The organism is Aliagarivorans taiwanensis DSM 22990 (genome assembly GCF_000429505.1).
GTDB lineage: Bacteria > Pseudomonadota > Gammaproteobacteria > Enterobacterales > Celerinatantimonadaceae > Aliagarivorans > Aliagarivorans taiwanensis.
On the sequence record NZ_AUBZ01000035.1, the window covers coordinates 42,359 to 54,859 of the forward strand.

Here is a 12,501-nt window from a genome sequence, read left to right on the forward strand (position 1 = left end):
ACATTAATCGCATTTAATGCCCCGCCAGGCGGGGCTCATAAGGAGAACAACATGACTAAATCACTACTTATCGCCACGCTACTGGGCCTAACTGCACACTCTGCACTGGCCATGGACGCCAGCGAATACCGCAAGCTGTCAGCTGAGCAAGCATTGCAGCAGGCCCATCAGTGGCACCGCAGCGGTGATGCCAGCGTTAAGGTGCTGCCGCGTCAAATCGATACCGAGTTTGCCAATGGCGAGAAGGTGAGCATTCCCACCGAGAGCCATTTGCTCTCTATCGCGCCCTTCGTGAATCAAACCCACCCTTGCACCTATCATGTGCCAACCGGCTGCCAAGGTGAGTTGGTCGATGCGCAAATGCATGTGATGGTGAAAGACTTGGCCACCGGAGAGCTGGTGCACAACACCATGGTGCGCACCCAGCACGATGGCTTTATTGATTTCTGGATGCCTAAAGATGGTCGCTATGAGTTTATGTTCCACTACGGCGATTTAATGGCCAGCGAAGTGCTCAGCACCGACGCCCAAAGTCGCACCTGTATCACCACCATGCAGTTGACCAAAACCGATCATAAACACCACCACTAAATCTGGCCGGGTCACTGGCTTTAAGCGCTGCCAGTGACCCGATCATCAAGGAGCAGCCAATATGACTAAAGGGAAAACAAGGCGTCGCTGCGCATTGCTGGCAATGCTAATCGCCGCCAGCCCACTTGCATGGGCCAGCGAATCGCAGGTGCGCAGCGTGTCGGTCACCATGCTAGATAGTATGCGTTTTCAGTTCGAGCCAGCGTTATCGGAGCTCAAGCCCGGCGAACTGGTCGAGTTTGTGGTGACCAACCAAGGTCAGATCGTACATGAGTTTGTGTTGGGCTCGCCGACTGAGCAGGCTGAGCATCGCGAGCAGATGCGCAATAGCGGTTATCACCACCATCATCATTCAAGCAATGCAGTCACTCTCGAAGCTGGTCAACGTGCGACCTTGGCGTGGCAAATGCCGCACCGTGGTCAACTGGAAGTGGCGTGTAACATTCCTGGCCACTATGAGGCTGGGATGTTTGAGGTTTGGGGGCCGTTCGAGAACGATTAGCAATGATAACTATGGCGTTAACCGTATAACTGCGAGTTTCTGAGGTTAATCAAACGGTTAAATAAAACCATGGAGAGTTTCGTCTTGCAGGAGGTATTGCTTTGGTTGCCAGTTGGTGGGGGGCATTGCTATCGTAAAAGTCGAAACTATCTGCGTTGAGAAGCAAAGATACTCCCTGACTCGATTTGACATACGAATAGACCAGACTTCGAAAGACCACTCGTTAGTTGCTGCTCAAGAGCGTATTTTCGCTTAATCTAGGCGAGTACAAACCTACATTTGGCTGCTAACATGCTAAGTTTTATTAAGAAAGCATTCGGTAAAGATCTTAACCCAGCCTCTAAGGAGGCTAATGGCTTAGTAGCGTCAGTCCAAAGTCAGAGCTATCAATATGGCAGAGGGGGAAAGCCTACTGAGTTCGATTGGTCTCAAACCCGATATGTTCCACTACCACCATCGCCACCAACGTGGGAGGTAGATAGGCGCCACGAGCTCTACCGAGACTACGAAGACCCATTTATTGGCCCCGTGCTCCGGGCCGGCTCCAAGAAACAACACACTAAAGTCGTCAAGCTTGCTGCTAGTCTACCTCTTGAGCACCTACGAGGGCCAGCTGGGGAGGTGGTAGCCAAAGCATACGTAAAGTTGATAACACAGAGAATCAAATCTGGGCAGCTGATGGCAGCAGCGAAGCAATCAGTTGAATTGCTTGAACGGCTGCCTGAATACGTTAAGGACGCTGATTTGCGTCGCTTTAATCGTATATTGAAAGACTTAGATAAACTGGGTAAGAAGCACAATTACTTGCCGATACCAGTTGAAAGCTCCTCATCACTTGAGCTTTTTCAAACATCTGAAGATGCCCCTTGGGGGCTTGTAAGCCAGCGAAAGTTGATCAAAGAGGAGCGTCCTGATCCGGCCTTCACGGTCATCTCTATAGATGCTAGGGGAACTTGGTTACTTGATCGCCAGGGAGCTAGCATCGATCTGCCTGGGGTAAAGAGCGTACTTCGTAGGGTGGATCGTGAGGGAGCGTTGGTGAGTGAGAAGGCACTAAACCATGATGCCTATCGAACTGGAATCAGTGGTTGTGCGTTAGCTATATTAGATTCTGGCGGGGTACTTCGCATTTACGACGAGAAACTAAATGCCTTAGTCGAGTCAAACTTAGGTGAAGACTCGCGTGTTATTGAGCACTTTCGTTCCACCGATACTAATTATTGGGGAGAGCTAAAGTCTCAGGTGCGAGCTGTAGATGCTGCTTCTGAGGGAGATCGCTACCTATTTACGCTAGCTGACGAAGTGTGGTGTTGCACTGCTTCAGGAAAGACCATTTGGGGGCTTGTTATGCCACTAAAAGAGGGTTGGAAGCGTGTAGTAGAGCGCAGTCATCGTTCAGGTCTTGCCCAGGACGTAGAGGATTCGCTAGAACTGTTAGGGCTGTCTCTACCTGTTGCGCCGGTGGACATAAAGAAACAGTATCGAAAGCTGGTACTGGCTCACCACCCAGACCGAAATTCCGGGGACCCAGCTGCAACCGAGAAAATGAAGGATCTTAACGCGGCGTTCGAGATTCTGACGGGCGTTGACCCCAACTCACTTGACTATGAAGAATCAGGTGTTACGCATTTTACTAAGACCGCTCCCGATTATGTCTTGGAGTTAGAGGGGGCTCGCCTAGAAATCTGCATTACTGGGGAAGTCCCTCAAGATTGGGTCTATGCAGCAAGCTTCGCTGGGGTTGATGGTGGGGCATACCTTGCTACTTACTCGGGCAAGATCGCTAGAGTCTCCCCTGAGGGGCAGCCTGAAGTGGTTTACGATATTGGTGTTTGTCCGAAGGAGATCGTTGAAGTGGGCCAGTATACTTACTTCCTTACGGCTACTCGATTGTATGTGATAGAGAAAACTGACACGCTTGTGGCGTGTGTCGATGTCTTTCAGCAGGGGCGATTGCTGGTTACTCAAACAGGGTTTGGTTTGCTTGCGGCAAAACAGCTTAGGTGGTTCACACATACTGGCACGAGGGTCGGAGAGCTGACAACAAAAGATCCCATACGGGCCATTTATGCCACCGATGATGGAACAGTGTTCCAAACCCGACAGCATCAAGTAGAAGTACAAGGACTCATAATGTGAGTCCGATAGCACGTAAAGCTTACGTGTATCCTTTTCTCGGATTTAAATTTAGCGCAACTGCAGTTATTTCGGGCCTGTCGTATCTGTCATCGAGGCGACAGGTTTCGGAACAGCAGCGATACTGTCTCTTGTGTGATGATAAAACGTATCAGGTTACATCTCTTGACTCCATCAACGGCCTTTCGTGGTAAAGAGGAGAGCTTCGAAGTGTAATTAAACGGCGAGAAAAGGTGTCAGATAGCCTCATCTTCCAAGGTACCTCGTTTTGCCCCAAACTTTGGGTGGGTTCGCCACAAATTTCTGAGTTAAGGTCACCCGGCTCACCGAACGTAGATATGTCGGGACGGACGCTTGTTCCCGGCATCGTCAGCTCTAGCCCATTTTCACAGCTTTTCTCTTGAAGCTCGGCAAAAGGGATATCTTCCAGTAGACCAAGACAAAAGGACTTGATCACTGGTATTGCTGCGGCAAATAACCATGCTTGTTGATTGACAGCATCGGTTCTGCGGAGTATCCGGCCCAGTACTTGTCGAAAATAAAGTTCGGTTTTAACGCGAGATAGGTGGCAGCATACTTGTAATCTGGGGATGTCCGTACCTTCGCTGATCATACCCACTGAGACAATCCAAGGTGAAGAACTAGTCCTGAAGCGACTAATAACTTGCTGTGCCTCTGGGGCCCCATGATGAACTACCGCAACCTGCTGATGGAACTCAGTTCTTAACATCGTTGCAATTGCATAGGCATGCTTGATAGTGGAAGCGACAACCAGCCCTGCAGACTGGGGATTAACGGTTCTGAGTTGAGTCAGTTTTGTGTCTGCTACCCCGAGAGCGTGACGAAGAAAAGAGGGTTGTGACAAAATTGCATCGTAGCGCACATTGCGCGCGTTAAAGAGTGCTTCAAGACTACCATACTGGCTGGTTTCTCCATCTTGCTCGAAGGTGATCGCATTGTTGTCGACAAGCACCATATTGGGTGTTCGACACACCCTGTCTTCAACCGCCTGGGCTAGATTGTAACTGTAATCATAAGCAACTTGGTTGGACTCATCGCTGTATCGCGCCAGCGTCACTGGCAATCGGTCAGATCGCCATGGTGTACCTGACAGAGCTAAGGTGTATTCTGCTCGGTCCTGTATATTTACAAGAACGGCTTCCCCCCAGGCGTTCGCGTGTTCCGGCGTGGAGCCCGCACAGTGATGGATTTCATCGAATATGACTAAGGTACGCATGCTCTTCAACAGGGCCCAAAAATCCTCATCTTTAGAGGCCATTGCCTGATAGGTTAGTGACACTCCAACTGCGCCTAGATTGCCGTCGAGCGGTTTAGCTATGCGTCTTTCAAACGTTCGCTGTATCTCCTCAGAGACCGTCACGGAAGGGGAGAAACAGAGCACGATGTCTATTTTTCCTTGGTCAAGCAAGCGCGCTGCTAGCTCAGCTGCCATACGTGTCTTACCGGCACCCGGGCATGCCAGGCAGAAGAAATCTCTCCGTCCTTGCTTGTATAGGGTTAAGGCTTTCTCGACACATTGTGTTTGCCAAGCTCGTAGTCCTGCCACTTAGTTCACCTCTAGTCGAGCCAGCTGCTTTTCGAGCAAACGAATGCGTCCCAGCAACACGGATTTCGCATCGACAGTCGTCTGATAGTCAGCCATGAGTGAGGCTTTGAATTCTGGATAGAGCTCATAAAGATGATCGCACTCTTCAGCCTCCCCCTGGAGGATCAACATTTCACCGCGATACTTGTTTAATCGCTCTTGTAGCGTTGAGCTCATGCTGACACGGGATGAGTTAGGCTCGGTTACTGGAGCCTTGGTTGACTCAATAGGTGATTGAGGCTCAAACAACTCGGTTTTCTCATAACGAGGTTTTAGCTTTGTTGATGAGGGCCCCTTTACTATCCAACCGCGTGCAATTAGTCGTTTTATTCGGTAGTAGACATAAGCTTGTGCTTGTTGACTGCTGAGTTCATCAAGTACCGTACCGGTTTCTTGCAGTTCAGAACGAAGCTCAGATGTACTGAAATCAGTTGTGAACGAATCGATAATGCGCAAGGTTTCTTGGCAAAGCGGAGCTTGAATGTCTGAGGGCATGTTTGAGCCTTTCGTGTCTGTGGAACTGTTTGAGTCTCATTTCGAGGTGTCTCGAAGGGATGCGGATTATAATCCGTTGTTTGACGGGCGGCAACTTCACATAGTTCTTATCATTTTGAGGGTAAGAATGAGTGATTTAGCCAAGCAGATCGGACTCAGACTCCGAGAAAAACGCATGGCAGCGCAGGTGTCACAAGAAGGCTTAGCTAACTTGGCCGACGTTGACCGTAGTTACGTAGGTCGTATCGAGCGAGGAGAAGTTAACGTGACGATTGACGTGCTCTACAAACTGTCCGAAGTGATTGGCTGCGACCCCAAAACGTTGCTCCCCTAGTCAACCCGACGTATCCAAATGCTCATTTCTCAGCTTTCTATCTATTATTACTCTAAACACTGTATTTTTAGTACTTTATGGGCTGATTACGAGGTCTCTGATGGCCAGGAAAGTGACTTAACATAATCCCTTATTACGCGATAAAAGGGGTGTGGAATGAGTTTATGGGGTAATCGTTACTAAAGCCTGATAATTAGCTATTTTTTCCAAGCTGACTATCCGAAGTGTTACTGTATTTAGATGAGTTCAGATGCATTGGCTGGTGCGCGACCAGGCATGCCTAGCCGAGGTAGTGTGGCTTAATCACACTAAATACCGAAACGCGTTTCTGGACAGAATTGAGTTAGGAAAGTTGGATTAACGCCTTTGCCAGTTGCGTTTTGGTTGTAGCGTAGTTTTGGTGTAAGGTGGCGAAGCCACGCCAAAACGAACAGTAGACCAAAACGTCAACTGAGCAAACTTGTTAGAATTTATGGTCACAGAATTAGACCTCTACTAACTCGGCTATTTTTTCTGCTACAACTGCCATTGTGTCCTCTGAAGTATCCAGCCCAGTTCTGGAAGCTAGCATTGGGCTGACATTTCGCAGTGCTTCATATGTAGTGTTGTGTACGATAGGAATAAGTTGATTACCTGCCAGCAAAGTTGAAAGCTCTTTGTCAGCCACACTCTCTTGCGGGAGGCGCTCCAACATTGCAGGCGTAACTAATACAAGTCCAATTCGAGAATTAGCCAACCCCTTATCTATTGCACGCATCATCGGCACACCTAATCCGAGATCTTTTTCACTGAACCAAACTTTGACACCGGCGTCTTCAAGTAAATCATGTAACTCTTTAGCCGCATCTTTGCGATCCCCCCAAGCGTGACATAGAAATACATCACGAAGATCAGGCTGCTGGACTGCTCGTGCTTCAACTGTTTCTCGAATTGGTGTGAGAGATTTTATCTCGGAAGGTGTATACGATAGAGATGAGCCAGTTTTAGACCAGCGTGGCTTTGAACTCCGGCTAGATCCCCCTCCGCTACTCCTAATACCCCCGCTAGTTTGAGAAGTGGAGTAAGGTGGAGTTAAGTAAGAGCTATAACCACCGCCATAGCGACCATATCGCCCGCCGCATGCAGGACAATTTGCTGCCGCTGCAGCAGAACGGTGACCTCTTGAAGGTGCTGTACATTTTGCCATATTTCCTTACCTCCCAATTTGAATGAAGAGTTCAACGCCTTGTTATGGTGCAGTTAACTGACCACTAAACCCAAGCAAAGCAACGTAAACACTGAGGCCAACGGAACCAAAAATGCCCTAGGTTAGTTGTCACTTTTAAGCAGCTTGTTAGCTTACAAACCTACGACGTGCGCACACGCTACCTTGGCAATATGGTTATGGGTCAACAATAACAATAATTAAAATGTGGAAATAGATCGCAGATCACTGTTTTAATGAACAGTGGTGGATATATTCACATATGAGCGATTTGCTCTCATACAAGTGGGGATTATCATTATGGCTTTGAAGCCGGGTCCAAAACCAATTGCTAAATCAACGGGTAAACCAGACCAACGTAGACGTGATAATAAAAACACTCCCGGAAATACTCCCGGACTAAAACCTAGCAAGTCATCTAAAAAGTAAGAACCATAGTATTCGTAAGCTACTGCTCTAGTAGCTTACTTGCCCCTATGAACTCCCAACTTCTGCCTGTAAGCTAACGCTTCAAACAGCGGCGCGCGTCAGTGCGTCCGGCTGCTTTGACTTGTTAGCGGCATTTATAGCACTGACTGTTTTGTCTGCCAGTTCAATGTACTTTTCCGCATCAATGAAATCAAAATCAGCATCCCTTCCATGGGTGACTCGATTCCTCAAGCGTCTCAGATCCATAACTCGTTTAATCATGTCATTATTGAATTCGGGAATTTCGTAAAGAAACTCTTCGAGTGCTTTAGGGCTAAAACGCATCATGGTAGTACCTTGAACCATACCAATTTCAACACAAGCAATTTCAATTGATGTCCAAGCTTCAATAATAGCTGCACGAGGATTCAGTTTCGCAATCGTTCTCATTTCTGATAGCCAACCTCCACTTTCCTCTGACGAGTGGACTTGGTTGGCGGAAATAGAGCTTTCTACTTCTTTTATTTCTTCGTTGAACATCATCTTCGCTGCGGATGTTTCGACTTTCGTAAGACGTCGTAAAACACTTCCTAGATCCTTCTGAAATAGAAACATGCCAATCGACGCTACAATTGGCCAAGCAAGTATCTCCAACATTTTTATAAAATGCTCCATTTGTAATCCTTTCTCGCCTAGACCGCTAACATTTTATTCAATTTATCCACTAATGACTCTAAAGTTAACATCGACAATAGTGACCTTCAATCAGACAGTTAGCAAATCCAGCACTTCAGCTGTCTGTGCAAAACATGGAACACTCATGTGAATACATGGAAACGGCAATCACTGGGTTTATAGCGAGTGGTTTTGCGGGCTCTCTAACTAGGAATGGGGCAGTTCCGCGTTAGCACTAACAGTCGCAAGGGGGCGCTAAGAATGCTCAAAATGGCTCGGCGCATCAATGGACAGTCTGTATTGCATAATTTGCAGTGTTATACCGTACTCGGCTTGATTCGATCTTTATTAGACAAGAACTCACGATAAGTAAAGTTACTCTATTCGGCTATCTCTCTTCTGGCCTAGGCCTGACTAACTCATTCAAGTCTAGATTGGGTATCCCTGCTGCATTTGCCAGGATCCTCTCGATCATCCTTAACTGTTCATTATTTTGGCGGTGAAGAACAGCATTCTCAGCTTCAAGGCGCTCGATTTTAGCAACTAGGTTAACATCTGCTCTGGTAAATTGCCTTGCCAGCTCAGCAGTGACTCCTCGAAGTTCGTTCTTCTTTAAGTCATATTCGTTTTTTATCGCTGTGTAGGTGCAAAGAGTTTGACGCGTGGTGTTGATGCCAAGCTCTTCCTTTACGGCATTAACCAAAAGAGCCCAGGTTAACCTAGTTCGCCATCTTCGAATCAAAACCTCAATTGCTCGCTGTTGTTTTGAACTGAGAGAAAGTGCGGCCATAGGTTACTCCTGAGTGAGGCCAAAAGAGCTAAGCAGGGCTGTAAGCTCACCGTTCTCAGAACTAGGTTCTAGCTCAGCATCGGAATCGAGCAGCCTGCTTAGCTCTGTGCGAGAGTCCGGCAAAATGGCTTTGATCTCTTTAACACGTCGATTTTCGATGTCAGTTACACGAAATACAGCATTTTGACTAACAAAACGAATAGGAGAGCCTTTCTTGATGTCCTGTCTATTCATCAGCTCTAACAACTGTTCGAGTAGTGTGGTGTTTTTGTGATGAGTTATGAACCAATTCTGTAATGATATGCTAGTGCGCAATCGCTTGCTGCATCGCGCTTGTTTCAGACGGATTTTTTGGACGCTGAGGTCTTTAGAAAGAATGTCGATGGCTTTTGAGTCTCGATTTACATGGATACTAGAGCTACAAAGTGCGCACTGAGTTACAAAGTCATTTAGGTAGGTACAAGGGTTAACAGTCAGCTGCTGCGTACAGATCCCGGTTGCAGTTATGCTCGCTGCCTTGTTTGTAGCATGTTGGTACTCTTCTTTGGTAACTACTCGAATCTCTTTTGGGGCTTTGTTTTGCGGGCTACTCAGTTCAGCTATCCGAGCTATTCGGTCTGAATCCGGAGTGTGGTCGTAGACTGCATTCTGTTGAACAGAGGTTCTGCCGCTCCACAAGGCTATCACTTCATCCGATAAACCACTTTCTTGAGCTTTGGTGTTTAGCCAATGGCGAAACTGATGGGGGTTAATCCGGATGCCTGAACTAAAGCCGAAGTCCTCAAATATGGTCTGCTCGTTTGTAGTACCGGAGAGTTTTCGTTGTAGCAGCTGGTTAAGCTTTAGTGTCTCTATGGCATAGTAACTATTGGCAAGTTTATACCCCCCTTTTTCTCTACACGAACTTACTTGGCGCCCAGTGAAATTAAAAAGAGCGTTAGACAATGATACAGATTGCGTACCTATGATGCGATTCGGGAAAGTTGGCACAGAACGTTTAATATGAGCGATCCAGTTCTTCTGGAAAGTCGCCACGTTGGGGTGTTTCCCCACGATTTCGTATAATGTTTGGGCTGAACTTGTCGATACACCAATTAGCTGCTCTAAGCTACTACCATTGAATCTTAATATGTCTGAATCGCAAAGCTTACTGACATGTTTGAAGTATTTTTCATGTGAACGATGCTTAACTGACTCAGCGTTAGGCCATAGCCTAATTCGCCCCTCTCCTTTATCATAGAAGCCTAGGATATAACCTAGTTGAAATAAGTTAACGGGTTTGTCTTGAGGATACTCAGCCAGTTTATCAGAGCGATAGGTTCCTAAGAGTGCGCTGAGAGGGCGATTGGGATTCTCATAGAATCTGCATAATACTCTAGCGGGTTCACATGCAAATCGTAGCCACTCTATCGCCGTATTCACTGGGTCTGACATTGCCGCCAAAATGTGGTTATCGTTGTTTTTATAACCCTTGGAGCCGCGCCAGTCTAACCAGTATATGGGTTGAGTAATCTCTTTTCCTTTCTCGATGCGTGTAGCTATTCTCGATTTAAGCTTCTGATTTACCAGCGTTAGTTGCTCCGCTGCCATGCGATTAGGAGCGCTCATTGCTAGTGTTGTCATGCAAACAATAAACGCATTTCGTTGTGGGCTATATAACTCTATATTCTCGAGCGAGCTAATATCTGGAGATACATGGTTAAAAATAGCAGCAAGAGCTCGCAGAGCTCGTTCGTCAGGCATCTTTCTTTTTTGCCTTTTTAATGCCAGTTCAACTGAATGGCCCTGTCCTCGGTCTACGTCGCTAATCTGTGGTGTGAGGATAGTGGTTCGAATGAATTTTCTCTCTCGACACCACTCAAGAACGGGTTTGAATGAGACCATATAGGGCTTAGCTACTCTGGAGTCCACAAAATCGTTCACCTCCTGTTGCGTAAGTGTTGTGATTTTTTCTCCAAAGTAAGCAAAGAAATGCCGAGCACAAAGCTGCCTACCTATAAAAGACGATGTACCTAAATCACTGCGCTCCCCAAGGTGGTCCAGTACGAATGCCATTACGGTATGGCGGGAAATAGGCGGTAGTAAGTCATCACTGCAGTATCTGTGTTGTGCTCCAAGTCTCGGGTGAGTGACTCGGTTTGGATCTACAAAGTGGAAATTGAGTTTTACACCGTCGAGGCGGTGATAGACCCATGCCCAGTCATCCCACGATGCAGGCTTACCTTCGAAGTTAGTTATACCGGCTAATGGGTACTGCTGTAGCTCGGCAATGTAAGCTTCCAATGCCTTTCTATACTTATTAAGCATTCAATTTCCCCTTTTGCTCCAATATTGCGTCGCACGCCCCTATCGTGGCTTCAATATATTGGATTTGCATGCTAAGCCGTCCTAGAGCCAACGTGGGCTCGCCAAGTTGCTCCCGAAGCTCTAGCTTGGTCTTTGCTTGCTCTAGGATGCTGCGGTGATTACCTGTCAACAGTGCTAGAAAGTTATCGCAGCCATAACATCCGATAGGGCGACTCTCTGTACACTGGCTGCAACCGTGTTGTGACTTCGCTTGCCCAGCTTGGCAACCATATTCATCTTCGATGACATAGTCTGGTGAGCTCAATAGTTCAGTGATACTTGTCGAGAAAGCGCTGATTAAGAACGTATTACCTGCAAACTTTTCATCGATTGACGCTCTTTGCTCATTGCTTAGATCTATATAAACCTGTGCGGCTCTGGGAGTATTGCCCATCAGTTTGGCAATTTGAATTTTTGATAAACCGGAGCGTGCTGCCCTTGTTCCAACAGTGTGGCGTATCCTGTTGTTACCAACTTTCAGTGTCCCGGAAGGAGCTCTCTCACTTTTTATGTTCAACTTCTTAACCATACCGGCTATCGCGCTTCTGAAATTTTCAGGTTGAAGGTGAAAAGCCTGACTCTCTAAGCCAATAGAGTCGAACAACTGTTCCTTGCTAGCAAACTTTGTGGCGAATAGCTGACTGTCGAAGAATAATGGGCATTGAGATATCAGTTCTAGCATCTCCCTGTTCGTTAGGTTGATATCAAGAGAGTTAAGTCTTAGATTCAGGCGCCTAATATACTCTTGCTTATACAGCATTACTTCATAGGAGGCTCTACTGTTAAGAAGTAGTGGTTCCCGCTCTGGCGCTTGTCTAAATAGATTTTTTTGTTTTGCTTTCCATATTCTTACTTGTAGTTCGCTTTCGTCACTGAATTCGTACTTGAGTTTGATGTCGTATTCCTTGTTCATATAAGTAGCTCCCACAGGAATGACATCACTCCACTTAAGTTGGATGAGATTGGCTGGCCTGCGAACAAGCACTTGCATAAAGCGAGCTGCGACTAGATAGCAAAATGATGTCAAATGTCCCACCATATGTAAGCGGTCTGGACGAGGGTTGTCAGGGCCAAAACCATTTTTTATAAAATGGCTCATTTGACGATTAAACTTTAGTTCAAAGTCATAACTCTCGGTATCACTTAAACACCCCCGCTCTGGGTCAGAGGGATTAGATTTGCCCCGAACGACTTTTGCTGTGCGACTCCATTGATACACACTTTCCCAACGTTTAACGTTGGTGCGGTAAAGGTGGTGTATAAACATTTTTAGCACTCGCTTTGTGCCTATACCTTTGGTTTGTAGTGGTCAAGTTAAATTGGCCACGGTTTTGTATTCAAGCCAGTACCTTCGCTCTGACTCATTGGGTGTCAGCCCGCCGTTATATTGATGCGGCCTGAGCTGACTGTAATA

The 12,501-nt window shown here is 46.9% G+C and carries 11 protein-coding genes; 4 read left to right on the plus strand and 7 right to left on the minus strand.

All coding sequences use genetic code 11. The annotated features are described in order from the left end of the window. The first annotated feature begins 51 nt into the window (after positions 1-51). The 3 genes from G462_RS24040 (at position 52) to G462_RS23070 (ending at position 3,232) form a co-directional block, all read left to right on the plus strand. Positions 52-591, plus strand: coding sequence for a CueP family metal-binding protein (locus G462_RS24040; RefSeq protein WP_051326801.1), 540 nt, complete (start codon positions 52-54; stop codon positions 589-591). Positions 592-652: 61 nt separating this feature from the next. Beyond that, positions 653-1,093, plus strand: a complete 441-nt coding sequence (locus G462_RS23065) for a cupredoxin domain-containing protein (RefSeq protein WP_157378652.1) — start codon at positions 653-655, stop codon at positions 1,091-1,093. Positions 1,094-1,771: 678 nt separating this feature from the next. Next, the gene (locus tag G462_RS23070; protein WP_169720180.1) at positions 1,772-3,232 is read left to right on the plus strand and encodes a J domain-containing protein; all 1,461 of its coding nucleotides are present in this window, start codon (positions 1,772-1,774) and stop codon (positions 3,230-3,232) included. A 148-nt stretch (positions 3,233-3,380) separates the two neighbouring features. On the opposite strand, the gene G462_RS23075 is transcribed toward G462_RS23070, so the two are convergent. Together G462_RS23075 and G462_RS0116185 are read right to left on the minus strand one after the other, a co-directional pair. Beyond that, positions 3,381-4,796 (minus strand): DEAD/DEAH box helicase, encoded by a 1,416-nt coding sequence (locus G462_RS23075; protein ID WP_051326803.1) that lies wholly within the window; start codon positions 4,794-4,796, stop codon positions 3,381-3,383. Continuing rightward, a complete protein-coding gene (locus tag G462_RS0116185) occupies positions 4,797-5,330 on the minus strand; it encodes a hypothetical protein (protein WP_026959921.1) in 534 nt (177 codons plus the stop codon). Between the two features lie 127 nt (positions 5,331-5,457). Here G462_RS0116185 and G462_RS0116190 point away from each other — a divergent pair, with 127 nt between their 5' ends. Continuing rightward, positions 5,458-5,664 carry a helix-turn-helix domain-containing protein gene (locus G462_RS0116190; RefSeq protein WP_026959922.1) on the plus strand — a complete coding sequence of 69 codons (207 nt, stop codon included), beginning with the start codon at positions 5,458-5,460 and terminating at the stop codon, positions 5,662-5,664. 484 nt (positions 5,665-6,148) lie between these two features. Here the strand turns inward: G462_RS0116190 and G462_RS0116195 are convergent, their stop codons facing one another. From G462_RS0116195 to G462_RS0116215, 5 genes are all read right to left on the minus strand, one after another. After that, a complete protein-coding gene (locus G462_RS0116195) occupies positions 6,149-6,850 on the minus strand; it encodes a toll/interleukin-1 receptor domain-containing protein (protein ID WP_026959923.1) in 702 nt (233 codons plus the stop codon). A gap of 528 nt (positions 6,851-7,378) precedes the next feature. Then, the gene (locus G462_RS0116200) at positions 7,379-7,951 is read right to left on the minus strand and encodes a hypothetical protein (protein ID WP_026959924.1); all 573 of its coding nucleotides are present in this window, start codon (positions 7,949-7,951) and stop codon (positions 7,379-7,381) included. Between the two features lie 388 nt (positions 7,952-8,339). Further along, a complete protein-coding gene (locus tag G462_RS23080; RefSeq protein WP_051326804.1) occupies positions 8,340-8,741 on the minus strand; it encodes a hypothetical protein in 402 nt (133 codons plus the stop codon). A gap of 3 nt (positions 8,742-8,744) precedes the next feature. Next, positions 8,745-11,048, minus strand: a complete 2,304-nt coding sequence (locus G462_RS0116210) for a hypothetical protein (RefSeq protein ID WP_026959925.1) — start codon at positions 11,046-11,048, stop codon at positions 8,745-8,747. Further along, the gene (locus tag G462_RS0116215) at positions 11,041-12,354 is read right to left on the minus strand and encodes a hypothetical protein (protein ID WP_157378653.1); all 1,314 of its coding nucleotides are present in this window, start codon (positions 12,352-12,354) and stop codon (positions 11,041-11,043) included. Before G462_RS0116215 ends, G462_RS0116210 begins: the two co-directional genes overlap by 8 nt. Positions 12,355-12,501: the final 147 nt, after the last annotated feature.